The following is a 25,723-nucleotide window of genomic DNA, read 5'->3' as shown; positions in this document are numbered from 1 at the left end:
TCTTGCTCCGCCTTGCCAAACGGACAATGCAATATGAAACAGACATTCCTCTACATGCTGATGGCAGTGCTCACGCTCACTTTCGGCGCCTGCTCGAGTGACGACGGCCCGCAGCAAGACCCCACACCCAAGATAGACCTGGACGACGACCAAACCACCGCCGAGCTCAACGAGAGCTACACCTACAAGTTGCCCGTTATCTTCCACGTATTCTACAAGGACGAGGCCGAGATGAAGCAGAAAGTCACCGCCTCGCGTCTCGCCGATATTCTCGACCACGTCAACCGCATCTACCAGGGCGGCTACTACAGCACCGACATCGGTACCAGTGAGAATATCAACATCCGTTTCAATCTCGCCACCCACGACGAGCGCGGCAACCGCCTCGCCACCCCCGGTGTGGAATACGTCAAATGGGACGGCACCTACCCCATCGACGCCAACGACTTCATGAACAACAACAAGAAGGGATATGCCCGCTATCTGTGGGAGCCCAACGACTATATCAATGTGATGGTCTATCCCTTTGCCCCCGAAGCCAACTCTGCCGAGGTCACCCTGGGCGTGAGCCATCTGCCCTTCACGCTGAAGGGCGTCAACGAGACCGACGGCCTCTCTGCGCTCGAGTCCAAGTATAACGACATCAGCAAGAAGAACCTCTCCTTTGCCTACTGTTCGTCCATCAACAGCGATTTCATCAACTACGAAGTAGACCGCTATACCAACGCGTCGCACAACATCACCTCGGGCACCCTCAACCAGGCCAAGTTTGACATCAATGTCACCCTTGCCCACGAGCTGGGCCACTATCTGGGTCTGCTCCACGCCTTCTCTGAGAAGGAAGATGCCAACGGCAATCTCCTCGAAGATGCCTGTGACGACACCGACTACTGCACCGACACCCCATCGTACAACCGCCCCGCCTACCTGCGTCGCGTCACCGCCCTGCTCAACAACAGCCAGGTCATGTCTATCTCCTTCAAGGAGCTCGCCGAACGCACCTCTTGCCGGGGCGACAAGTTCTTCTCTACCAACATCATGGACTACGCCTACACCTATGCCTTCGAGCTTACTGCCCAGCAGAAAGCCCGCATCCGCCGTGTGCTCTACAACAGTCCGCTCATCCCCGGTCCCAAGCAGCGTCTGCGCACCAAGAGTCGTGTGGCCACGGGCTCGGCAGACGACATGGGCGTGATAGACCTGCCCATCCGCGTGGTCAAGTAGGATAACAATGAAGATAATCGACAACATGCAATATACCATCCAGCCACCCCAACATATCAACACCACCATCACGCTGCCGGCTTCAAAGAGCGTCTGCAACAGGGCGCTCGTCATCCAGGCCCTTGCCGGCGGCAGTTCACTACCCGCCAACCTATCCGACTGCGACGACACCCGCGTCATCGCCGCCGCCCTGCGCGATATGCCCGAGACCATCGACATCGGTGCTGCCGGCACCGCGATGCGCTTTCTCACCGCCTATCTCAGCGTGACCCACGGCTGCCACACGATTACCGGCACCGAGCGCATGCGCCACCGCCCCATCGGCGTGCTGGTCGATGCCCTGCGCCGTCTGGGCGCCGACATCAGCTATCTGGGCGACGAAGGCTATCCTCCCCTCGCCATCTGCGGCCGCGCCATCGAGGGCGGCAGCCTGTCGGTGCCCGGCAATGTCAGTTCGCAGTATATCTCTGCTCTGCTCATGATAGGCCCCGTGCTCCGCCGCGGCCTCGAGCTGCGTCTTGAGGGCGACATCGTGTCGCGCCCCTACATCGACCTGACGCTGTGGACCATGACCGAGTTTGGCGCCAAGGCCGAGTGGAGCGATGTAGACACCATCACGGTGGCACCCGTGCCCTACCAGCCCGCCGACTATGCTGTGGAGAACGACTGGAGCGCCGCCTCCTACTGGTATGAGATGCTTGCCCTCTGCGACGACAATGAGCCTCGCGTGGTGCTGCCCGGCCTGATGGACGGTTCGCGCCAGGGCGACACCATCTGCCGCTACATAGGTTCGCTCATGGGAGTGAAGACCACCTTCGGCACCGGCGACGACGGCACCCCCCAAGTGGTGCTCAGCCACCAGCACCGCCGTCTGCCCCGGTTGGACTACGACTTCGTCAGCTCGCCCGACCTTGTCCAGACCTTCGTCGTGGCTTGTGCCATGCGCGGCATCCCCTTTCACTTCACCGGTCTCGCCAGTCTGCGCATCAAGGAGACCGACCGCATCGAGGCGCTGAAGCGTGAGTTGCGCAAGCTGGGCGTGGTGCTCACCGACCGCAACGACAGCGAACTGATATGGAATCTCGAGCGCTGTGAGCCCACCATGGAGCCCATCGACACCTACCAGGACCACCGCATGGCCATGGCCTTTGCCCCCGCAGCCCTGACCCTGGGCAGCATCACCATCAACGACCCTGAAGTGGTGTCCAAGTCTTATCCCCACTACTGGGACGATCTGCGTCGTGCCGGTTTCCAGATTACCAAGCGCCCATGATATATCTCGTTACCTCCCTCATAGTCCTGGGCATCGTGGCAGCCCTCCTATCGCTGCGCCAGCACGACGGCGCCGAGGCTACCCCGCCAGCCGCGAGCTGCGGCACCTGCGACGGCACCAACACCAAATGTGAGCAGGAGTGCATGATGGAAGCCGCCACCCGCGAGATAGAATACTACGACGATGAAGAGCTGGACCGCTACCGTGGCCGCCGCTCCGACGAGTATACCGACGACGAGGTACACGAGTTTGCCGACGTGCTCTACACCATGCGCCCCGACGAGGTGGCAGGGTGGAACCGCAGCCTCATCCTGCGCGGCATCAATCTCCCCGACGCCCTCAAAGACGAAGTAATCATGCTGATGGAAAGATGACATGGAACTGCTGACTTACACCTTCTTTCAGAACGCCATCATAGGCTCGCTCCTTGCCAGCATCCTCTGCGGCATCGTGGGCACCTATATCGTGACGCGGCGGCTGGTCTTCATCAGCGGCGGCATCACCCATGCCTCCTTTGGCGGCATCGGGCTGGGGGTGTATTTCGGTATCAATCCTGTAGTGTCTGCCATGGCCTTTGCCGTGGCCAGCGCCTTGGGCGTGCAGTGGCTGTCGCACCGCGGCGACGTGCGCGAAGACTCCACCATCGCCTTTTTCTGGACCCTGGGCATGAGCGTGGGCATCATCTGCTGCTTTCTTTCGCCCGAGTTCATGCCCGACCTCAACTCCTACCTCTTCGGCAGTCTGCTCACCATAGGCCATGGCGACCTGGTGCTGCTCGGCGGGCTCACGCTGATAGTGGCGGCACTCACGGTGATGTTCTTCCGCAGCATCGTGAGCGTGGCGTTCGACCCCATCTTCGCCCGCGCCCAGCAGTTGCCCGTCGACATGATAGAATATACGCTGATGGCGGTGATAGCCATGACCATCGTCGCCACCCTGCGTATGGTGGGCATCGTGCTTGCCATCAGTCTGCTCACCATCCCCCAGATGACCGCCAACATCTTCACCTACAGCTACAAGCGCATGATAGCGCTGAGCATCGTCATCGGCTGGATAGACTGCATGACGGGGCTGGCACTCTCCTACTGGCTCAACGTGCCCTCGGGAGCCACCATCATCTTTGTAGGCATCATCGTCTACGCCCTGGCACGCACCGCCAAGACGCTGATGGGCCGCCGGCGACTGCGTGGCGCCATGACGCTGACAGCGGTGGCGGTGGTGGCACTCAGCTCGTGCTCTACGCAGAAGAACACCTCGTCGTCGAGGTTCTGGCATGCCTTCAACGCGCGCTACAACACCTACTACAACGGTGCGATGGCATACATAGACGGCGCGCTCGAAAAGGAAGAGGGCAACCGCGACAACTATACCGAACTGATACCCCTCTACACCGTCAGCAACAAGAACAGCAAGGAGCTGGGCAAGAGCAACTTTGAGCGTGCGGTGACCAAGGCCGAGAAAGCCATACACCAGCACAGCATCAAGAGTCGCCCCGTGTGGGACAAGCAGCGGCGCAAGACCGAGCGCGACATCGAGTGGCTCAGCCGTCGCGAGTATAACCCCTTCCTCTGGAAAGCCTGGATGCTCATGGGGCGCTCGCAGTTTCACATGGGCCAGTTTGACGAAGCCGCCTCTACCTTCTCCTACATGAGCCGCCTCTACGCCACCCAGCCCGCCATCTATGGCAAGGCCCGCGCCTGGCTTGCCAAGTGCTATGTGCAGGAGGGCTGGCTCTACGACGCCGAAGACGTGATACGCAACATGGCGCGCGACTCCATGGACTGGCGCGCCGTCAAGGAGTGGGACTACACCTATGCCGACTACTACATACACACGGCCGACTATCAGCGCGCCATCCCCTATCTGCGCCGCGTGATACGCCACGAGATGCGCCGCAAGCAGCGAGCCCGCGAGTGGTATCTGCTGGGGCAGCTCTATGCCGCCGTGGGCAAGCCCGACTCTGCCTACCACGCCTTCCGCCGCGTGGTGCGCCTCAACCCGCCCTACCAGTTGGAGTTCAACGCCCGCATCGCCCAGACCGAGGTAATGGCCAAGGGCCAGTCGCGCCGCATGATAAGCCGTCTGCGCCGTATGGCTGCATCGGACAACAACAAGGAATATCTCGACCAGGTCTACTATGCCATCGGCAACATCTATCTGGCCGACCGCGATACCGCCCACGCCATCGGTGCCTATGAGAAGGGCGCCAAGGAGTCGGTGCGCAACGGTATAGAGAAGGGCGTGCTGCTGCTGAGTCTGGGCAACCTCTACTGGCAGAAGGAGAAATTTGGCGACGCCCGCCGCTGCTATGGCGAGGCGATAGGTCTGCTGGACCAGGACCGCCCCGACTACCGCCAGCTCTCTGACCGCTCCAAGATACTCGACGAACTGGTGCCCCACACCGACGCCGTGGAGCTGCAGGACTCGCTCCAGTCGCTCGCCCGCATGAGCGAGAAAGACCGCAACGCCGCCATAGACCGCGTCATCGACGCACTCAAGAAGAAGGAACGCGAAGAGCGTCGCGCCCAGCAGGAAGCCGATGCCATGCAGCAGCAGAACGAAAACATGGACCGCGACGATATGGGCAACAACCGCAACAACACCCCGTCGAGGCCCAACAACACCGCCACGACAGGCAACGGCCAGTGGTACTTCTACAACCCCATCGCCGTGAGCCAGGGCAAGGCCACCTTCCAGAAGCTGTGGGGCAAGCGAGAGAATGTGGACAACTGGCAGCGCGTCAACAAGACCGTGGTGGCTGGCATGGGGCAGCAGAACGAGCTCACCGACGAGCAGCGCGACTCCATAGCCCGCGAGGAAGCGCTGCAAGACTCGCTGGCATCGACCACCGACAGTCTGCAGAACGACCCGCACAAGCGCGAGTACTACCTCGCCCAGATACCCTTCACTCCCGAGCAGGTGGAGCAGAGCAACGCCCTGATTATGGACGGCCTCTTCCATGCCGGCGTGATATTCAAGGACAAGCTCGACAACCTCAGGCTGAGCGAGAAATACCTGACGCGTCTGGCCAACCAGTATGAGAGCTACGCCAACATGGACGAGGTCTATTACCACCTCTTCCTGCTCTATATGCGCAGCCACCGCGGCGAGACGGCGCGCCACTATCTCGACCTGATGCGCCAGCACTATGCCGAGAGCCAGTGGACCACCATCCTCACCGACCCCTACTTTGAAGCCAACGCCCGCGAGGGCACCCATCTCGAAGACTCGCTCTACGCCGCCACCTACACCGCCTTCAAGGACGACAGGATGGACGACGTGATGCGCAATCTCAAGGTGTCGGAGCAGCGCTTCCCCATGGGCGACAACCGCGACAAGTTCCTCTTTGTGGGAGCGCTGGCCAAGCTCAACATGGGCCAGCCCGACAGTTGTCTGGCCGACCTCAAGCGCGTGGTAGAGCAATATCCGCAGAGCGAGATAAGCACGCTGGCGGGCATGATAATCAACGGCGTCAACGCGGGTCGCCAGCTGCGTGGCGGCAAGTTTGACGTCGGCGACGTGTGGAGCCGCCGCTCGGCTCTGCTCGACAGCGAGGGTGGAGACTCGATACCCACGTTTACCAACGAGCGCGACATCGACTTCAAGTTTGTCATCGTCTACCAGCCCGACTCCATCAATGCCAACCAACTGCTGTTTGAGCTGGCGCGCTATAACTTCACCAACTACCTGGTGCGCAACTTTGAGATAGGAGTCAACGACGCCCACGGGCTCTGCCACATGGAGGTGAGCGGTTTCCGCAACTACGATGAAGCCCTGCAGTATGCGCGGCAGCTCTACGCCCAGCACATTCTGCAACGCCATGCCGGACTGCGCACGATGATAATCAGCGAGGCCAACCTCGAGCTCATCGGCCATCCCTACAGCTACGACGACTATGGGCAGTACTACGACAAGCACTTCGTGCCGCTCAAGGTGAGCACCTTCCGTCTGCTGGCCGAGCCCGCCGAGATAGTGACCCGCCAGGGCGATGAGCCTTCGGTAGAGGATATCGACAATGCCCTGGGCGAGGGTATGATGATAGACGAGGGCGAGCAGAAGCCTCAGCAGCAGGGTGGTACCTACGTGCTGCCCGACGAGGGCAAGGAGGGCGCAGCCACCTCGGGCACCATCATCAGCGAGTCGCAGACTGAGGAAACGACCAAGACAGGAGGCACCATCGTCAGCGAGTCGCAGACCGAGGAAACGACCAAGGCAAACGGCACCATCGTCAGCGCGCCACAGACAGAGGAAGCGCCCAAGGCCAACGGCACCATCGTCGCGCTGCCCGAAGAGACTCAGAAGGCCAAGGCTGCCACGCCTGCCACAAAGACCGCCACCCCAGCCGTCAAGCCAGCGGCTACGACAGCCAAGCCGACGGCTCCTGCCACCAAGCCTGCGGCAAAGCCCGCTACGCCCAAACCCGTAAGCAAGACAGGCTTCTACTTCGGCGACAAAGTCACCAAGGCGCCTGCCGACACCACCAAGGCCAAGAAGCCCAAGGCTACGGCAAAGAAGAAAAAGTTTGACCTCGAAGACGAATACTACGACTTGGAGGGATTTTAACCCATTAACAGAGACAACAATTATGACAAACGGATTATTACTATGGGTCGATGACGAGATAGAACTGCTGCGTGCCCACATCTTGTTTCTTGAGAAGAAGGGCTACGAGGTAGTTACCGTAACCAATGGTACCGATGCCATAGAACAGTGTGCGCAGCGCACCTTCGACCTGGTGCTTCTCGACGAAATGATGCCCGGTCTCACCGGTCTCGAGACACTGCAACGCATCAAGGAAATCAACCCGGCGACTCCCGTGGTGATGGTGACCAAGAGCGAGGAAGAAGACATCATGGACCAGGCTATCGGCTCAAAGATAGCCGACTATCTCATCAAGCCCGTCAACCCCCACCAGATACTCCTCACCCTCAAAAAGAACATACATCGGCGCGAGATAGAGACCGAGGTGACCCAAAGCGGTTACCAGCAGAACTACCAGAACCTGATGATGCAGATTATGGACTGCCAGACGCTCGAAGACTGGCAGAACATCTACCGCAAGCTCACCCACTGGGAGCTGGAGCTGAGTAGCACCGACAGCAATATGACCGAGATGCTGCAGATGCAGAAGGAGGAAGCCAATATAGGTTTTGCCAAGTATATACGCAAGAACTATCTGGACTGGGTGAAGCCCGGCAACAGCAACCGTCCGCTGATGAGCAACGACATCATGAGCCGTCGCATCTTCCCCATGCTCGACAGCGGTGAGAAGGTGTTTCTCGTAGTCATCGACAACTTCCGCTACGACCAGTGGCGCATGCTGGCTCAGGAGATCAGCGACCTCTTCGAGATAGACGAAGACATGTATACCAGCATCCTGCCCACAGCCACCCAGTATGCGCGCAACGCCATCTTCAGCGGCCTCATGCCGACGCAGATAGCGCAGATGTTTCCCGAGTTGTGGGTCGATGAAGACGAGGAAGAGGGCAAGAACCTCAACGAGGCGCCACTCATCCAGACCCAGATAGACCGCTACCGCCGCCACGACACCTTCAGCTATCACAAAATCAACGACAGCGCTGCGGCAGAGAAGTTTCTGGGGCGCCTCAACGAGTGTACGGGCAACGACCTCAACGTGGTGGTAATCAACTTTATCGACATGCTCTCGCACGCCCGCACCGAGTCTAAGATGATACGCGAGCTGGCCAACGACGAGTCTGCCTACCGCAACCTCACCCTCGGGTGGTTCCGCCACTCGGTCATCGCCGACCTCTTCAAGGCACTCGCCACCACCGGATACCGCGTGGTGGTGACCACCGACCACGGCTCCATACGCTGCACCAACCCCATCAAGATAGTAGGCGACCGCAACACCAACACCAATCTGCGCTACAAGTTGGGCAAGAACCTCAGCTACAACGCCAAGGACGTATTTGTCATTCGCGACCCCAAGCAGGCCCAGCTGCCTATGCCCAATCTGAGCACCAGCTATGTGTTTGCCACCGGCGACAGCTTCTTCGCCTACCCCAACAACTACAATTACTACGTGTCTTATTACAAGAACACGTTCCAGCACGGCGGCATCTCTATGGAAGAGATGCTCATCCCCCTCATCACACTGAAACCCAAGAAAAGATAAAACGATATGACACAGATCAGAATAGAGTCGCTCGACGCCATACGCGCAGCGGCACAGCAGTTTGTCAACAGCATCGGCGAAGCCCGCGTCATCGCATTCTATGGCGGCATGGGCGCCGGCAAGACCACCTTCATCAAGGCATTGTGCCAGGAACTGGGCGTAGACGACGTCATCACCTCGCCCACCTTCGCCCTCGTCAATGAATACACCGACGGGCATGGCGACCCCATCTACCACTTTGACTTCTACCGCATCCGCCGCATCGAGGAAGTCTATGACATGGGCTACGAAGACTACTTCTACAGCGGCAACCTCTGTCTCCTGGAGTGGCCCGAACTGATAGAAGACATCCTGCCCGATGACACCGTGCGCGTAAAAATCAGCGTCGATGCCGACGGCAGCCGCCTGCTGGAGTTTTAGCTCCACCTTATTTATATATACAGCGAGCCGGATATGCGACAATCGTCAGCATACCCGGCTCGTTGTTTTCGGTCTGTACAGGCTGTTAATCCCCAATAAGCGCGTGGGATTAGAGCAGCGCCTTGAACTTCTCTTCTATTACTGCCTTCTTGGCTGCGCCCACGAAGCGGTCTACCAGTTCGCCACCCTTGAAGAAGAGGATGGTAGGTATATTGCGCACGCCATAGTCGGTAGCGATGTCATCGTATTCCTCGATGTCACACTTGCCCACCACAAGACGGCCGTCGTACTCTTCGGCCAACTCAGATACAATGGGAGCCAGCGCGCGGCAAGGTCCGCACCATGTAGCCCACAAATCCACTACCAATGGCAGTTCGCCATTCAGATAGTCCTTAAAATTCTCGTTAGTGATTGTTACTTCCATCTTGATTATTATAAATTCTTCTGCAAAGATAGTGCAAACCGAGCGCAATACAAAATAAATCATATTTATTTTTATTGCCGAGGTGCAGCCTATCTTCACGGTTATGCCGCAAAGTAACGCAAACCGAGCGCAATACAAAATAAATCATATTTATTTTTATTGCCGAGATGCAGCCTATCTTCACGGTTATGCCGTAAAGTAACGCAAACCGAGCGCAATACATAAGAAAGCATGCTTCTCTGTGGCGTTTCAGGTGTTGGGTGGCATCATTGCCTAACAAAAAGGAACGATTTCCGTCAGAAAAGTTTGACGCTTAGTTTTTTTACAGTATCTTTGCCATGATAAATAACTAAGCCTGTGTCTGCAGGCCTCCCCCAATCACCGCAGAGAACAACAAGAAAGCAATAATGGCGTTAGACACAGAAATAAAAGAATACGAGGCGGCAAGGCAGCAATACCAGACCTCGATTATCAATCAAATGAATAGAGAAGAGTACATCAAATATAACGAGGTGCTCTTTTCCACTCATTCGTGCGCCATTGAAGGCAACTCTTTCTCCGTAGATGACACCCGAGAGCTGAAGGAGAAAGGATTGGGAATGATTCCTGCGGGAAAGACGCTTTTCGAGGCATTCGAAATGCTTGACCACTTCGAGGCATTCGAGTATATGATGCAAAATACGCAGCATCCTATCGACGAAGAACTGCTCAAGGAAATCAACAAGCGAGTTACCCGTCACACGCTTTCTTATCACGCTCCCGAAGCCGTCGCGGGAGAATACACCACTACGGATATGACGGCTGGCGACACGGTCTTCGGCAACCATAAAGAACTCATCGCAAGAGTGCCAAAGCTATTGGAATCGACAGAGGAAGCCATCGTCGCCGCTAATGTACACCCCATGATACTTGCTGCCCGTTTCCATGGTTTCTACGAATATCTCCATCCGTTCCGCGATGGCAATGGAAGAACCGGGCGTCTGGTCAGCAACTACATACTGTTACGCATGGGGCATCCCCTCCTTATCATCCCGTCAGAAAATCGCAAGGAATACATTGCTGCGCTCCGCATGATTCGTACAGAAGCGACCGATGAACATCTCATTCGTTTCTTTTTCAAGATGGCGACACGGAGAATGGAAGAAGAATTGAAGCAGAAAGAAGCAAACACCAAACGCTTTACGACATTTCTCTTCTAAAGCAGCCTGAACGAAGACACGTTGAGGTTTCTACATTGACCGACAAGAAAAGAGTCGGAGTCGAAACCGAATAACATAAATGAAAAAAGCTACGGAAGATGGGTCCGGTTATGACAAATTATTATTACTTTTGTAGATACTATTAGAAATCAACAACTAAAAATAGAATCTATGAAGAAGACTATCGTAGCAATGGCAGCCATGCTCGTAGCAATGGGCATGAGCGCACAGCAGAACATCTCGTATCGTGAGGGCGACATCGTTTCGCCACAGGTAAACGACGACCACACCGTAACCTTCCGCGTGAAAGCGCCCAAGGCCAAGAGTGTGAAGATATTGGCTGACTGGGAGCAGAACAACGGCCAGGCTACAATGAAGAAAGGCAAGGATGGAGTATGGGAGTATACCACTCCGCAGCTCGCATCCGAAATGTTCACCTATCGCTTTGACATCGACGGAGTGTTGGGCATCGACCCTGTAAATCCGTTTACGCGCCGCGATGTGGGCAACATATTCAGCATCTTCTATGTGGGTGGCGGCGCTGCCGACGAATATCTGGTAAAGGATGTGGACCATGGTCAGGTGCGCACGGTATGGTATCACTCCAACACGGCCAACGCCGACCGCCGTATGAATGTGTATCTGCCTGCCGGATATGGCAAGACCGACAAGAAATATCCTGTATTCTATCTTCTCCATGGCAGTGGTGGCGACGAGACAGCATGGCTCGACTTGGGCCACATGGCGCGCATCATGGACAACCTCATTGCCGAAGGTAAGTGTGTGCCTATGATTGTCGTCATGCCCAACGGCAACTTCGGCAAGCAGGCCGCTGCCGGCGAGACGGCAGAGAATCTCGCGTTCAGACCCGTATCGACCCACCTCTTGCCACACTACAAGGACGGACTCTTCGAACTGGCGTTCCCTGAAATCGTAAACTATGTAGATGCCACATTCAACACCATCCCCGACAAGGCACATCGCGCCATTGCCGGACTGTCAATGGGTGGTATGCACACACTTATGATTACAGCCAACTATCCCGACATGTTCAATTACATCGGCCTCTACTCCGCCGGCGTCGACTTCTCCCATCTTAATATGGAGGAGGTTCCAGCCTATGCCAACCTCGATACCAAGCTCACCAAGCTGGCACAAGGCAACCCCAAACTCTACTGGATTGCATGCGGCAGCGAAGACTGGCTGTTGCCAGCGAACAAGCGGCTCATGGAGCGCATGGACAAAGACGGACTGAAGTACACATTCCACGAGAGTCCGCGCGGCCACCTCTGGTGCAACTGGCGCCAGTACTCGCTCCTGTTCATCCCCCAGCTGTTCAAGTAAAGCATAACGACATCCCCCTGAGAACCATAAAGATACAGCCAGCAATGGCTGTATCTTTGTTTTTTTATTATTGCTGTCCGCTAAACTTGATGGACCAGAAAAAGACTGGGCAAAAATGGTTCAGGAGGCTATGCCACCCGGATCCAAAGTCTGTCTGATTAGAGAGGAGCCTCACTATTTGAAAACTCAAGCCCGAAGTCCCATATTTTGGAGGACTTCGGGCTTGAGTAATTGTGCTATTATAAGTTTGAAGGACCGCATTATTTTAGCGATTAAGGAGCTTTTGAAGAAAACTCTTAGAGTCGTTATCGTTAATGTTATTCTCAAATTGCCCATCATATAGCAACTCATTTATGGTTTTACCATTAAATTGTGCCGTTCCTCTGGTTCCTCTTCCAGCCCAATGATGTTGAAGGAGAGTCGTGTTTTGGAGTTTGTCATGCAATACAGATGCCAAAACAGTATTAACTATTCCTGTTTCATCAATACCTACAAAGAAAAACATAAATACGGACTTCTCATTACCCATGCACTTCAAGAACTTGTCAATATTATAGGCTTTAGGATTAAAATCAAGATAAAGGACTTTTGTCTTGATATCTGTATATGAGTCTGAATCAGAAAAGTTCCTAACATAGTCACCTAAGTCATTCTTTGTGTCATAAGTAGGGAGAAAATGTTCTATTTCTTCGATATTCCGCAACAATTTGTTACGTTCTTCCTCATCAGAAGTGATCAAAACTTCAATAAGTCTTCCTCTTATATTCACATTTGGTATATGAGATGCCACAAGTATTGCATCTTTCACTTCTTCACAACGAGTTCTTAAATCTTTCAAGAGTATACCGTAATCATGGGATTGAATAAACTTTATTGCCCTCTTTGGAGAATTTAACACATTCTTAATTTCAGCCTCACTTAATTCCGCTCTGCCAATATTGGGCTTTATATTATTCGTTCTTTCCACAAGTCGTTCAATATTCTCTTGCCAGGTGAATCCTTCGTGATAAGCAAATAGTTCATCAAAATCTTTTGGAGCATTTACCTTTCCGATTTCCGGCAATTCTTTACGAATATTGCTACCAAGAAAGCTACCTCTTATATTATCAACTCTAAGTTCCTGTGAACTATGACTGATTTTATCCAGAAGTGTGGTGTTTATCATATAGATGACATTATCCAAATTCTTCCTTACCAAAACCACAAAACATGGTATATGGTCATACTTCTCAAGTTTTGATAAAGACTATACCACATTACTAAATGAACTGTTCTTGCTATAACAAAAAACGACAGCAAAGAAATTGGTATGAAACACAGCTCTACCATCTCTTACCATGGCAATGGTTTGGGTAACGATGCTAATCATTTCCTCTTTTGTGTTGACACCCTTGTTTCTTTCAATGAGTTCAACAAAATCATGAACGTTTTTATTCATAATTTTTAGTACTATGATAGTTGAGGTTCTTCTTTTTGGTTGATTTTTGTTGATTTATTGGCTTTTTGGTCACCGAGAGAATTTCTTTCCCAGAACACGCTATCAAAATAACCCTGAATAGATTTGTCACCTAAAGTTTTCATAAGTCTTTTAACCGACCAAAGACAATATTCTCGATTTATTTCAACACCAAAATAGTTTCTATTAAGTTTACGAGCCACCACAGCAGCAGTACCACTACCTAAGAAAGGATCAAATATCTTATCACCAGGCTTTGTCGAAGCAAGTACTAATTTTGCATACAATTTCTCTGGCTTCTGAGTGGGATGATCCGTATTTTCAGGCATAGACCAAAATGGAATACTTATATCATCCCAGAAATTTGAAGGATATGTAATACGAAAATTACCAGAGTCAGTTTCTTCCCAATCTTTAGGTTTGCCATCAACTTTGTAAGGCGCAATTACTTTACGCTTCATCTTAACAGACTCAACATCAAAATAATAATCTTTAGGATTCTTTACAGCAAACCATATATCCTCCATTGCATTTTTCCAATTTGTTTTTGCCCCCCCCTTCCTTTCTCTCTTTGCCAAGTAATTCTATTGAGAACAGTGAGCCTTTCTTCTATAACTCTTTGCATAGAAGATGAACATTTCCAATCACCACACATATATAGTGTCCCATTGGGTGCAAGTTTATCACAAACCTTATAAAACCAACTTCTTAGATAGTTTTCGTATGCTTCTGTCTTCATACTTGAAAACTTTTTCCCATGAAAATCCTTATCAAGATTATATGGTGGATCTACAATAATCAAGTTAAAATAATTATTGGGAATAATATCCAAACAATCAAACAAGTCAGCATTGACAATAGTATTATCTGCAAATGATTTTACCAAATCATCCGCAGTCAAAATATATTTCTCCAATGCTGGAACTTCGCTTTCCGAAACCGTAAGAGTTCTATTACGTTCTGCACGTACTTTATCTGTCATACTTTTAAGAATCGTTAACCACTAATAAATCTTCAACAGCAACATGAAGGGTGTTTGCACTCTTGATGAGAGTTTACAAAATCATGATGGGCTATATTGCCGCACCATTTACCAACATTATTAGTTAATCCACCAAGTTCTCCACTCAAGCCGAACCCGTCTTCTGTTATTATGCCAAAATAGCTTTAAGCCTATTCAGATTTGCCATAACTATTATTTGCCTTAATTCTGACACAAAGATATAAACCTTTATCGTAAAATGAGCAGATTTATTCATATATCTTTCTTTTTCAATTAAAAATTATTACATAAACTGCAAAATTTCTTCTTTCGCGAGAATCATGATACCATTATTATTAATCATATTTTTAAGTTTTACGAGAATGAAATCCTTTTTAGAGCCTCATAAGCCTGGCACACAAAATAAAGGCCCACAGCATGAGTAAACTCAATAAGCTGTAACCATGTTAGGCACGATTTTTCCATCTCTACATTTATCTGATATTTTGTTTGTCAAGTCCGTTCCATGGTTATTGAGCTCCCCCTTTTCTCCCTGAAACACCTCGCCGATGGCACTTTTCCGTTCCTTTCATCCTAATTCATATTACCTTTACATAGGTAAAAAGGCTGATTTTTTCATCTTGCACATTTAGGCGTTTTACCTCAAATACTAAAATCTGCAAATTGCCGTTACTTCCATATTATTATCACCTTTGAAGATTTAACGATTATCTTGTCCCCCTATTTGCTTCACACTACAGCAACACTCAATGCTCTTGTGGTATATTGACACATTGCATGCCATCAATCAGCATATAGATAAGGTTTTGGAGAATGCTCCCACGAAATTAAAGGTGTCTGTAAATATCAATGATGCTGACTGGCAGAAGATTCAAGAACTGTTTGCCAAAGAACGCCAAAGGATGACCGCACAGATGCAGATGCATATTCGTGAGGTCAATTCCATGTTTGCTGATGAACGGGAAAAAGACTGTGAACGCTACAAGGAATATGATGGTTGTTACCTTGGTTACTATGCCCAGTGGTTCTTCTGGTTCTTCTTCACGATTGGTATCTTTGTGGTTGCTGGAGGTATAGGAATGATGATTGCACAGAGTTGTGGAAAATGACAATCCGACTGACCTTGGGCTTTAGCCTAAAATCAGTCGGTTCCTTTTATGTAGTCCCATCTGAACAAATAAGACCTTCAGTCTTAACGGACACTAATGTATTCTTTTTATTTATTCATAGGCATCAGCCAAACCTGATTCTACGTCCTCTCTAGACCAACCGTCATAAAACGCTCTTTCGTCACCAAAAGGGTCACTCCAATTATCGTAATCATTCATTTTCTCGTTTTCATAATCCCAAAATGAAGTTTTATGATAATTTGAAGCCAGTTTCTTTCCTTTTTTGTTACTGTCATCATTTATTTCTATAGATGAAGGTGGAAATGAGGTCTTTCCTACATCGCATTTTTCTGTGAGTAAAACAAATATCTTTCCGTTGCTATTGCTGACAATTGAAAACATTGGTTCTTTTGGAATAGAATTTATAGCTACAGCACCAATATTTGTTCCATAAGTGAAAAATAATTGGTTGGTTTCTATATCTTTTTTAATGTATACATGACTGCAATTAGACAGCTCTTTAAAATCGTTTACTGAATATGTTGCTATATAGGTAAGTCCGTCTAATAGCATGTTGTTTGATGTTAACTTTAACAGGTTGATACTTGTTTCTTGTGTACCATCATATGCTTTTATGGAACATAAGTATTCTTCGTTTAATGCCCATATGTTATCGTATTTTAATGGGATAATTAAATCTCCTCTTGTATTTATGATACCCCATTTATCTTTTAACACTCTGGCATAGCCACAAACAAACCTAGGTTCGCACCAAGAATATACACCAAATGGAATAACAATATTATTATCGTAGTCAATGTAAGCATACTGATATTGACTATTTCTAACCAATGAAAGTCCACAACTAAATTGATACATTTCCGTATATTGTGCGGTAATAACAATCTGTCCATTTTGGTCTTTTGCTCCATATAACCCATTATCTTCGTATATGTTAAGTAATTGTTCTTTTCTCATGATGATTACATATTAATGTATGATACTGGATTTTGTCTTTTTCCTACAAGTTGAGAAATATCCATATGTAAATACGGAGAGTCCGAAATCTCTACACCTTCAAATTCCCATCGACCTACATATTCATTTGAATCCGTAAGGAACCAATGGGTTGGCTTAAACACCCCTACGATGTAACCAGAACAAATGGCAAAAACGTATTCTGCCTTTTTAGCTCGTTCCCCATTCAATCTCCAATACTTTCTTACACATTCATACAAACTGGGTCTTTTACACAATAAATAGGTGCGTGTTACATTAAAACAGATGATTTGATTGTTGGATTCGTTTTCAAATCTACCATAATCTCTAAATACGTTTTCCATAAGGGCTTATTATTTCTACTTTACCTTAAAACATCATTCAACATTTTCTTCTATAGTTTTGTCAACAATCAAGTCTTTTAATTCTACAGATAACCCGTTGGCGGAATTAATTTAAGTTGACAAATATGAGTAAAAAGTTGTACATGTCGCTGATTCTTAGTAACTTAGTGGTGATCAAAACATTAAGTTCAAATCATCGTATGTACAACCTTTATACAAAATTCGTCAAAATACTTGAGATATGCAAACAATTCTCTGAAAATCTCGTCAATGAATCTGGTAATGTTCCACGTCGTAGTCCTGTTCCCAAGTTTTCAGATTTGGAAGTGGTGGCGCTATCCCTGACGGCAGAGACCGAGAGCATTGATAGCGAGAAGTGGTTGTTAGACTATAAATTGCAAGAACACAAGGACAGTATTCCCAATCTCATATCAAGGAGACAGTTCAATGACCGCAGGAAGAAAACGTCAGGCCTGTGTGAGGAACTGCGCAAGAGGATTGTCATGGAAATGGATGGCGGAGAGGAACAATTCTTTGTTGACTCCAAGCCGATAGAGGTTTGTAGGGTTGCAAGAGGAAAACGTTGCAAGATGGGGCGTGCCGGCAATTTCTCGCAAGCTCCCGACTTCGGCTTCTGTGCTTTGCAGAACACGTATTATTTTGGTTATAAGTTACACGCTCTCTGTGGGTTAAGTGGAGTTATCCATTCCTATGATCTGTCAAAGGCAAGTGTGGCTGACCTCCATTATATGAAGGATGTAAAACATACTTATCACGACTGTAGCATCTATGGTGACAAAGGGTATATTGGAGCTGACGTACAGCTTGACTTGTTTGAAACCGCACACATAAGACTGGAGTGTCCGTATCGGCTCAACCAAAAGGATTGGAAACCGACATTCATTCCGTTTGCAAAGGCAAGAAAGAGGATTGAGACAATATTCTCACAACTTACAGACCAGTTACTGGTCATCAGGAACTACGCGAAAATAACGAATGGTTTGTTTGCCAGAATCATTGGCAAAATTAGTGCACTTACCATTCTGCAATACGTAAACTTCATTAACAACAAGCCAATTGGCAGAATTAAGTATGCACTAAATTAATTCCGCCAACAGGTAATGCCAATAAACTGAAGAGTATTTTCATAAGCAACAATTCTTTTTTATTTACTTCAACTCAAAGGTTGCCATAAGCAGCACCTTATTGCCATCTATGTTTTCTTCATAGAAGAAGCGATAGACGCCAGGATTGTTTGGAAGAATATCGGGAAAAAGATGGGCCGTGATGGTGCCGCTTTGACCATCGCTTAAAACATGACCGATGGCCGTGAACGAGCAATCGGTGGGCACAACAATCCAATTGCCATCCGCTCCTTGGGCCGTGATGCTATAGGCATCGCCATACACAAATTCTTCGCCACTATGGTTGGTAATCGTGAATCTGATCTCCGTGGTGCCCAATGGATAGGAAGGCTTCTCCGCCTTGAGGAAGATGCCTTGGTAGGTGCTCACGCCTTCCCTGTTGTCGATGATAGGGTCCAACTTGCCCTCAAACCTGATGGCGGGCGAGTTGTAAATCTGCCTACGAAATTCCTGCTGCTTCTCCTTCGTGTTCCAACGGAGCGCAACATCAATGGAGTTGGATCCCATTCCAAATCCAACAACATTTCGCAAGGCCGGGGTCTTGTCTTCCGACAGGAACTTCCGCTCAAGTATCCGCATAATGGCGTTCAGTTCCCTATGCGAATATTTACGCGCCGAAGCCTTGCGATAGGTTCTCTTCTTGCTCTTGACAACTCTCTTTTTGCTAATAGTCGCTACCTTCTTTTGTTGAGCGGCAAATGACTGTTTGCAAGCAGCAAAAGCTGTTTGCATTGAAAGGAACATTGTCAATCCTAATATTATTGCATTGAGGAGTTTTGGCTTCAGTCTCATAGTTATCAGCAATTAATAATTTAACATGTAGAGAGATATGAACTCTTATAGTATATTTCTTTTCGTATCAGGAAACATATTCAAGTATCAATGTTTCAGTTGCAAAAATACTAAAACATGGCGTATATTCAGCTAAATCTATCAAAAAAACACACATTTAGCTGAATATAGCGCATTTCCAGGAGAAGTTTGCATAACCACCCTACTCGAATTTAGCCATTACACTGTCATTGAAACTCCGCTGCACCTTAAGCGGCGGAGATGGAAACCAGGAGCGGCGGTGGCGGCAATATTGGTGGGGCGCAGCCTATTTCTCTTGCCTTTAGTTGGCTGAGTGGCGGGAAAGTGTTACATTTGCAGACAGTTATGGCAGAACACAACGACTTAGGCAAATGGGGAGAAGAGGTGGCGGCATGCTACCTGGAGAACCATGGATATATCATCAAGGACCGCGACTGGCGACTGGGCAAGCGCGATTTGGACATCGTGGCCATTACCGAGACGCAGGACCTGCTGGTCATCGTCGAGGTGAAGACGCGCTCGGAGGGCTTGACGATAGACCCTATCCTGGCCGTCGACGAGACCAAGATGCGCAATCTCGCCATTGCCGCCAACGCCTATGTCAAGCAGATGGGCATTGACGCCGATGTGAGGTTTGACATCATCACCGTGGTGGGCATGGACTCACGCCACTGCGACGTGATACACACCGAGGATGCCTTCAACCCATTGCTGCTGAGTAGATGAGTGATATGAGAGTGATAAGACTGGACACCGTCGATTCGACCAATACCTATCTGCACGCCTATCGGGGCGATGAGGATGTGGTGGTGGTCACAGCACGCCACCAGACCGCCGGACGCGGACAGGGAGGCAACCGATGGGAGGACGCTGAGGGACAGAACCTGCTCTTCTCGATACAGATACGTCCCGTGGAGGTGGCAATAGACCACCAGTTTGTGCTGGCTATGGCCGAAGCGCTGGCCCTGAAGCGGGCGCTCGATGCCTATGCCGACGGCATGGAGCTGAAGTGGCCCAACGACATCTACCACCGCGACCGCAAACTCAGCGGAACGCTCATCGAGACGGCAGTAAGCGGCGGCCGACTGAAGCGCATGATACTGGGCACAGGCATCAACGTAAACCAGCGGCGCTTCACCAGCGACGCACCAAACCCCGTGTCGCTCAGCCAGATCACGGGCAGCGACGAGAGCATAGACCATCTGCTCGAGCGCATCCTCCAAGCCTTCGACGACTACTACCGACGGGTGCTGGAGGGCGACTATGCCGGCATAAGCCGCGAGTATCACGAGGCGCTCTACCGCCGCAAGGGTTTCTACCGCTATCGCGACAAAGACGGCGAATTTGACGCCGAGCTGGTGGGCGTGGCCTACGACGGCAGGCTCAGTCTGCGCGACAGCGAGGGCCGACAGCGCAGCTATGCGTTCAAGGAAGTGGAATTTATCATCTGAAAATACAAATAAGACTATGGCAAGATTTAAGAGAATCCTCCTCAAGCTCTCGGGCGAGAGCTTGATGGGCAATCAGAATTATGGTATCGACCCTGAGCGACTGGGTGACTATGCCCGCCAAATCAAGGAGATACACGAGATGGGTGTGCAGATAGGCATTGTCATCGGCGGCGGCAACATCTTCCGCGGACTGAGCGGCAGCCAGAAGGGCTTCGACCGCGTCAAGGGCGACCAGATGGGCATGTGTGCCACGGTAATCAACTCGCTGGCGCTGAGTTCGGCTCTCGAGGCCGAGGGCGTAAAGACCAAGGTGCTCACCGCCATACGCATGGAGCCCATCGGCGAGTTCTACAGCAAGTGGAAGGCCATCGAGGCTATGGAAGACGGCCGCGTGTGCATCTTCTCGGGCGGCACGGGCAGCCCCTACTTCACCACCGACACCGGCTCGTCGCTGCGAGGCATAGAGATTGAGGCCGATGTGATGCTCAAGGGCACCCGCGTAGACGGCATCTACACCGCCGACCCCGAGAAGGACCCCACAGCCACCAAGTTTCACGACATCACCTTCGACGAGATTTATACCCGCAACCTGCGCGTGATGGACCTCACCGCCACCACGATGTGCAAGGAGAACAATCTGCCTATCTATGTATTCAACATGGATGTGGTGGGCAACCTCAAGCGCGTGATGGACGGCGAAGAGATAGGCACACTGGTTCACAACTGATAACACCCTTACTACAGATACGAGAAATGGTTCGACAGAGCTTGCATTGAGCTGCTGTCGAACCATTTCTCGTATCTGCAACCGCCGCTACGCAGCGGAGGGAGTCGTCAGGTATTGAACTGATAGCTGAAGTGATATTCGTCGAGGAAGTCGAGCAGTTTCCTGGTCACATTGACGCTCTTGGCCGAGCGCATCACTATCTCGCCCCTCTGGTCCATACAGTTGTAGAAGCGTATGAGCAGGGGGGTCTGGCCGAGGTTGTCGTTGAGCTTGGTGGCGAGGTTGTCTTCAAGCTGCTCGTCAAACTTGTCGCAGTCTATGCCTATCGTCATGCTGGTGATGCCGCGGTTCTTGACATCGACGAGGAACTCTACGTTGACGATATTGAGCTGGAACTTGCCCGAACCACGGTAGCGCTCCACGCACTTGGCGGTGATGCGCACGAGATATTCCTTCTTGAGCATGCCGTTCCACTTGGGCCATTCGGCATCAAAGATACTCAACTCGCCAGTGCCGCTGTAATCTTCTATCTGGATGATACCGAAGGGCTTGCCACTGTAGTTGGAGAAGCGCTCGGTCGACTCGGTGATGATTCCGCCGAAGGTTATCTCCTGCAGTTTGCTCAGCGGCTCCATATCGGTGTCGCGACCGCGGATGTCGATACACTGGGTATTGCAGAGGTGCTTGAGCGCCACCTCGTAGTCGTCGAGCGGATGGGCTGAGAGATAGATGCCCACCAGTTCGCGCTCCTTGTTGAGTCGTTCGAGTGTGTTCCACTGCTCTGGCTTGGATGGTTGTGGATGGGCTATCTCTACATCGTCGGCGCCGAAGAGCGAAGTGGCAGCCTCGGCCTTGGACGCCTGGAAGCGCTGTCCATAACGCACGATGGCATCGAGGAACGAGCCCTCCTTGCCACAAGGTGCAAAATACTGCTCACGATAGAGCCCGAAGCTGTCGAAGCCTCCGCTGTAGGCAAGGCTTTCAAAGGCTTTGCGGTTGACATTGCGGAAGTCCACGCGCTCGGCAAAGTCATAGATATCGGCAAAGGGGCCGTTGACCTCGCGCTCGTTGATGATGGCGGTGGCGGCAGCCTCGCCCATACCCTTGATGGCAGCCAGTCCGAAGCGTATCTCGCCATGGTGGTTTACACCGAAGTTCTCGTAACTCTCATTGACATCGGGGCCCAGGGTGGGCACGCCGTAGGTGCGACATTCGTCCATGAGCTTGGTAATCTCCTTGATGTCGCTCTTGCGGCGGGTCATGATGGCAGCCATAAACTCGGCCGGATAGTGAGCCTTCATATAGGCGGTCTGGTAGGCCACCCAGGAGTAGCAGGTGGCATGAGACTTGTTGAAGGCATAGGAGGCAAACTTCTCCCAGTCGCCCCAGATTTTCTCGAGCACCTGGGGGTCGTGGCCGTTGGCCTGTCCCTGCTTGATAAACTTGGGTTTCATGGCGTCTACGATGGCTTTCTTCTTCTTACCCATAGCCTTACGCAGGGCGTCGCTCTCGCCTCGGGTGAAGCTGGCCAGCTGGCGCGACAGGAGCATCACCTGCTCCTGATAGACGGTGATGCCATAGGTGTCCTTGAGATATTTCTCCATGCAGGGTATGTCGTAGGTCACCAGCGAGGGGTCGTGCTTGCGCTTGATGAAGTCGGGAATGTAGTCCATAGGGCCCGGACGATAGAGGGCGTTCATGGCGATGAGGTCTTCGAACACGGTGGGATGGAGCTCACGCAGATACTTCTGCATGCCGGGCGACTCAAACTGGAAGGTACCGATGGTGCGGCCCTCCTGGTAGAGCTTGTAGGTGAGCTCGTCGTCGATGGGTATGGTGTCGATGTCGACATCGATGCCCTTGGTCAGCTTCACGTTCTTTACCGCCTCTTTCAACTCGGAGAGAGTCTTCAGTCCCAGGAAGTCCATCTTGATAAGGCCGGTAGACTCGATGACGTGGCCGTCGTACTGGGTGACAGCCGTCTTGAACTCAGGGAAGTCGGGGTCGTCGGCAGTAGACACGGGTACCCAGTTGCTGATGGGGTCGCGGCAGATAATGAAGCCGCAGGCATGGAGACCCACACCGCGCACGGTGCCCTCGAGCATCTTGGCATACTTGATGGTATTGCGCTCCTGGGGATTGGACGACGCCTCGGCATCACGCAGTTCGGGCGTGGCCTTGATGGCATTGGTGAGGTTCATCTTCATGCCGTCGGGCAGACGGTCGGGTATGGCCTTGCAGAGGGCGTTGGCCTTGTCGAGGGGCAGACGCTCCACGCGCGCCACATCCTTGATGGAGTTCTTGGTGGCCATGGCCTGATAGGTAATGATGTGGGCACAGTTCTCATGACCGTACTTGTCCATCACCCAGCGCAGCACCTTGCCTCGGCCGTCGTCGTCGAAGTCGGTATCGATATCGGGGAGGTTCACACGGTCGGGGTTGAGGAAACGCTCGAACAGCAGGTCGTACTTGAGCGGGTCTATGCGCGTAATGCCCAGACAGTAGGCCACAACCGAACCCGCAGCCGAGCCACGGCCCGGACCTACCCACACGCCGAGGTCGCGACGGGCGGCATTGATGAAGTCTGACACGATAAGGAAGTAACCGGGGAAACCCATGGTCTTCATGACATGGAGCTCGAAGTTGATATGCTCCTTCACATTGTCGGGCAGCGGGTCGCCGTAGAGCTCCTTGGCACCCTCGTAGGCGAGGTGGGCCAGATAGTCGGCCTCAAACTTGATGCGGTATATCTTGTCGTAGCCGCCCAGGCGGTCTATCACCTTCTGGGCCTCGTCGGGAGGCAGCGGGTTTTCACCGTTCTCGTCGGAGGTAAACTCGTGGAAGAGCTGCTCCTCGGTGAAGCGGCGGCGCCACTCTTCCTCGGTACCAAAGTCTTCGGGGATGGGGAAGAAGGGCATGATGGGGCCGTGGTCGATGCTGTATATCTCGACCTTGTCGAGTATCTCGGTGGTGTTGGCAAGCGCCTCGGGCACATCGCTGAAGATGTCGTTCATCTCCTGGCGGGTCTTAAACCACTCCTGCTTGGAGTAGCGCATGCGGTTGGGGTCGTCCAGGTCCTTGCCCGTAGAGATACAGAGCAGATGGTCGTGGGCTTCGGCGGTCTCCTTGTCCTCAAAGTGGCAGTCGTTGGTGCAGACGAGCTTGATGCCATACTCACGGGCCATCTCGATGAGCACCTTGTTGGCCTTCTGCTGCAGGGGGAAGGCTTCGCGGTTGGCCAGGATGGTGGGGTCGGTCACCTCGTGGCGCTGGAGCTCGAGGTAATAGTCGTCGCCAAACACGCGATGATACCACTCACACGCCTCGCGGGCTCCCTCGATGTCGCCATGCAGAATCTTGGAGGGTACCTCGCCGGCGATACATGCCGAGCAGACGATGAGGTCTTCGTGGTAGCGCTCGAGGTCGGCGCGGTCGGTACGCGGACGATAGTAGTAGCCATCTGTCCACGCATTGGAGACGAGCTTGATGAGATTCTTGTAACCATTATAGTTCTTGGCCAGCACGATGAGGTGGTAACCGCTGTTGTCGCCCATCTCCTTGACCTTGTCTTCCTTGCGGCGGCGCGCCACATACATCTCACAACCCAGGATGGGCTTGAAAGGCTCGAGCCCCTCCTCCTTGCGCTTCTTGTTGACACCGGCGCAGTAGTCGGCCAGTTCCTTGATGCCATACATCACGCCGTGGTCGGTGACCGCCATACCGCGCATGCCGTCGGCAATGGCCTTGTCGACCAGGTGGGGTATCTTGGACTGACCGTCGAGTATAGAGTAGTGGGTGTGTACGTGCAGGTGTATAAAATCTTCCATAATGGTGGCGAAAATTGTGTTTGGGGTTTCAAAGTTACATACATTTGCCGACATCCACAAAAAAAACGCGGCCAATATTTGCGACATCACATTAATTAATGTATCTTTGCATAGAATATAGAGTAACCTTATGGGCAATAGAATTAAAAAACTAAAAAAGATACGTATCCACCGCGAGGGCACAGACACCATCATCTATGGTTTCATTTTCATTGCCGCCGTCGCGCTGATATTGCACCGTACGTTTGAGACCAAGATTCCCTTCTGGTCGTTCCTTGTCATTTTCGGCTCCATATATGCCATCATCCTCAACTTCTTCAGATGTCCTATACGCTACTTCGGCAGCGAGGACACCGAGCGGCTGGTCGTAGCGCCCGCCGACGGCAAGATAGTAGTAATCGAAGAGGTAGAGGAGAACGAGTACTTCCATGAGCGCCGCCTCATGGTGTCAATCTTCATGAGCCTCTTCAACGTGCATGCCAACTGGTTCCCCGTAGACGGCAAGGTGAAGTTTGTAAACCACCGCAACGGCAACTTCCACAAGGCATGGCTGCCCAAGGCAAGCGAGGAGAACGAGCACGCCGACATCATGATTACCACGCCCGAGGGTACCGACATCCTCTGCCGACAGATAGCCGGCGCCGTGGCACGCCGCATCGTGACCTACGCCAAGCCCGGAGAGGAATGTTTCATCGACGAACATCTGGGATTCATCAAGTTCGGTTCGCGCGTAGACGTATATCTGCCCATAGGCACCGAGGTGTGTGTCAAGATGGGCCAGACCACCACGGGCGACCAGACAGTGATAGCCAAACTAAAGGACTGA

21 protein-coding genes and 1 pseudogene are annotated in these 25,723 nt (G+C 51.6%); 14 read left to right on the top strand and 8 right to left on the bottom strand.

Features of this window, described 5'->3' with window-relative positions:
* Positions 1-33: 33 nt before the first annotated feature.
* The 6 genes from CIK94_RS02245 to tsaE are packed head-to-tail and all read left to right on the top strand — an operon-like array spanning position 34 to position 9,056.
* Positions 34-1,224, top strand: coding sequence for a zinc-dependent metalloproteinase lipoprotein (locus CIK94_RS02245; RefSeq protein ID WP_094421075.1), 1,191 nt, complete (start codon positions 34-36; stop codon positions 1,222-1,224).
* A 25-nt stretch (positions 1,225-1,249) separates the two neighbouring features.
* The gene (locus CIK94_RS02240; protein WP_094421101.1) at positions 1,250-2,497 is read left to right on the top strand and encodes a 3-phosphoshikimate 1-carboxyvinyltransferase; all 1,248 of its coding nucleotides are present in this window, start codon (positions 1,250-1,252) and stop codon (positions 2,495-2,497) included.
* The gene (locus tag CIK94_RS02235; RefSeq protein WP_022311750.1) at positions 2,494-2,871 is read left to right on the top strand and encodes a hypothetical protein; all 378 of its coding nucleotides are present in this window, start codon (positions 2,494-2,496) and stop codon (positions 2,869-2,871) included. Before CIK94_RS02240 ends, CIK94_RS02235 begins: the two co-directional genes overlap by 4 nt.
* A 1-nt stretch (position 2,872) precedes the next feature.
* Positions 2,873-7,060 (top strand): metal ABC transporter permease, encoded by a 4,188-nt coding sequence (locus CIK94_RS02230; protein WP_094421073.1) that lies wholly within the window; start codon positions 2,873-2,875, stop codon positions 7,058-7,060.
* Between the two features lie 22 nt (positions 7,061-7,082).
* Positions 7,083-8,636 carry a bifunctional response regulator/alkaline phosphatase family protein gene (locus tag CIK94_RS02225; RefSeq protein ID WP_094389144.1) on the top strand — a complete coding sequence of 518 codons (1,554 nt, stop codon included), beginning with the start codon at positions 7,083-7,085 and terminating at the stop codon, positions 8,634-8,636.
* A 6-nt stretch (positions 8,637-8,642) separates the two neighbouring features.
* Positions 8,643-9,056 carry a tRNA (adenosine(37)-N6)-threonylcarbamoyltransferase complex ATPase subunit type 1 TsaE gene (tsaE, locus tag CIK94_RS02220; RefSeq protein ID WP_022311753.1) on the top strand — a complete coding sequence of 138 codons (414 nt, stop codon included), beginning with the start codon at positions 8,643-8,645 and terminating at the stop codon, positions 9,054-9,056.
* Positions 9,057-9,165: 109 nt separating this feature from the next.
* Here the strand turns inward: tsaE and trxA are convergent, their stop codons facing one another.
* Positions 9,166-9,480, bottom strand: coding sequence for a thioredoxin (gene trxA / locus CIK94_RS02215; RefSeq protein ID WP_094384765.1), 315 nt, complete (start codon positions 9,478-9,480; stop codon positions 9,166-9,168).
* A gap of 407 nt (positions 9,481-9,887) precedes the next feature.
* Between trxA and CIK94_RS02210 the strand changes: the two genes are divergently transcribed.
* Together CIK94_RS02210 and CIK94_RS02205 are read left to right on the top strand one after the other, a co-directional pair.
* The gene (locus CIK94_RS02210; protein WP_094421071.1) at positions 9,888-10,679 is read left to right on the top strand and encodes a Fic family protein; all 792 of its coding nucleotides are present in this window, start codon (positions 9,888-9,890) and stop codon (positions 10,677-10,679) included.
* 171 nt (positions 10,680-10,850) lie between these two features.
* Positions 10,851-12,023, top strand: coding sequence for an esterase (locus CIK94_RS02205; RefSeq protein ID WP_094421069.1), 1,173 nt, complete (start codon positions 10,851-10,853; stop codon positions 12,021-12,023).
* Positions 12,024-12,288: 265 nt separating this feature from the next.
* Here CIK94_RS02205 and CIK94_RS02200 read toward each other — a convergent pair whose 3' ends face one another.
* The 3 genes and pseudogenes from CIK94_RS02200 to CIK94_RS02190 form a co-directional block, all read right to left on the bottom strand.
* Positions 12,289-13,206 carry a hypothetical protein gene (locus CIK94_RS02200; RefSeq protein WP_144008271.1) on the bottom strand — a complete coding sequence of 306 codons (918 nt, stop codon included), beginning with the start codon at positions 13,204-13,206 and terminating at the stop codon, positions 12,289-12,291.
* 63 nt (positions 13,207-13,269) lie between these two features.
* Positions 13,270-13,461 (bottom strand): hypothetical protein, encoded by a 192-nt coding sequence (locus tag CIK94_RS02195; protein ID WP_094421065.1) that lies wholly within the window; start codon positions 13,459-13,461, stop codon positions 13,270-13,272.
* An 11-nt stretch (positions 13,462-13,472) separates the two neighbouring features.
* A pseudogene (locus tag CIK94_RS02190) lies at positions 13,473-14,461 on the bottom strand (site-specific DNA-methyltransferase).
* Positions 14,462-15,288: 827 nt separating this feature from the next.
* Between CIK94_RS02190 and CIK94_RS02185 the strand changes: the two are divergent.
* On the top strand, positions 15,289-15,591 hold the full coding sequence (locus CIK94_RS02185; protein WP_254046124.1) for a hypothetical protein: 303 nt from the start codon (positions 15,289-15,291) through the stop codon (positions 15,589-15,591).
* Between the two features lie 111 nt (positions 15,592-15,702).
* Here the strand turns inward: CIK94_RS02185 and CIK94_RS02180 are convergent, their stop codons facing one another.
* Together CIK94_RS02180 and CIK94_RS13940 are read right to left on the bottom strand one after the other, a co-directional pair.
* On the bottom strand, positions 15,703-16,569 hold the full coding sequence (locus CIK94_RS02180; RefSeq protein ID WP_094421063.1) for a WG repeat-containing protein: 867 nt from the start codon (positions 16,567-16,569) through the stop codon (positions 15,703-15,705).
* A gap of 5 nt (positions 16,570-16,574) precedes the next feature.
* Positions 16,575-16,934 (bottom strand): hypothetical protein, encoded by a 360-nt coding sequence (locus tag CIK94_RS13940; protein WP_144008270.1) that lies wholly within the window; start codon positions 16,932-16,934, stop codon positions 16,575-16,577.
* Between the two features lie 125 nt (positions 16,935-17,059).
* On the opposite strand from CIK94_RS13940, the gene CIK94_RS02175 reads away from it, so the two are divergent.
* Entirely contained in the window at positions 17,060-18,040 is a 981-nt protein-coding gene (locus CIK94_RS02175; protein WP_094421061.1) for an IS982 family transposase, read from the top strand.
* A 63-nt stretch (positions 18,041-18,103) separates the two neighbouring features.
* Here the strand turns inward: CIK94_RS02175 and CIK94_RS02170 are convergent, their stop codons facing one another.
* Positions 18,104-18,871 carry an immunoglobulin-like domain-containing protein gene (locus CIK94_RS02170; RefSeq protein ID WP_094421059.1) on the bottom strand — a complete coding sequence of 256 codons (768 nt, stop codon included), beginning with the start codon at positions 18,869-18,871 and terminating at the stop codon, positions 18,104-18,106.
* A 366-nt stretch (positions 18,872-19,237) separates the two neighbouring features.
* Between CIK94_RS02170 and CIK94_RS02165 the strand changes: the two genes are divergently transcribed.
* Genes CIK94_RS02165 through pyrH form a run of 3 tightly spaced genes read left to right on the top strand, consistent with a single transcriptional unit; the run spans position 19,238 to position 21,070 of the window.
* Positions 19,238-19,618, top strand: coding sequence for a YraN family protein (locus CIK94_RS02165; RefSeq protein WP_094389148.1), 381 nt, complete (start codon positions 19,238-19,240; stop codon positions 19,616-19,618).
* A 5-nt stretch (positions 19,619-19,623) separates the two neighbouring features.
* The gene (locus tag CIK94_RS02160; protein WP_254046123.1) at positions 19,624-20,343 is read left to right on the top strand and encodes a biotin--[acetyl-CoA-carboxylase] ligase; all 720 of its coding nucleotides are present in this window, start codon (positions 19,624-19,626) and stop codon (positions 20,341-20,343) included.
* A 16-nt stretch (positions 20,344-20,359) separates the two neighbouring features.
* Positions 20,360-21,070 (top strand): UMP kinase, encoded by a 711-nt coding sequence (gene pyrH, locus CIK94_RS02155; RefSeq protein ID WP_022309541.1) that lies wholly within the window; start codon positions 20,360-20,362, stop codon positions 21,068-21,070.
* A 107-nt stretch (positions 21,071-21,177) separates the two neighbouring features.
* Here the strand turns inward: pyrH and dnaE are convergent, their stop codons facing one another.
* Positions 21,178-24,897: a DNA polymerase III subunit alpha gene (gene dnaE / locus CIK94_RS02150; protein ID WP_094384749.1), complete on the bottom strand. Its 3,720-nt coding sequence runs from the start codon at positions 24,895-24,897 to the stop codon at positions 21,178-21,180.
* Positions 24,898-25,027: 130 nt separating this feature from the next.
* Here dnaE and CIK94_RS02145 point away from each other — a divergent pair, with 130 nt between their 5' ends.
* On the top strand, positions 25,028-25,723 hold the full coding sequence (locus tag CIK94_RS02145) for a phosphatidylserine decarboxylase family protein (RefSeq protein WP_094389151.1): 696 nt from the start codon (positions 25,028-25,030) through the stop codon (positions 25,721-25,723).

Origin of the sequence: Prevotella sp. P4-51, assembly GCF_002251455.1 — a bacterium.
Lineage (GTDB): Bacteria > Bacteroidota > Bacteroidia > Bacteroidales > Bacteroidaceae > Prevotella.
The sequence above is the reverse complement of the archived record's forward strand: the minus strand, read 5'-3'. Positions and strand labels throughout refer to the sequence as shown.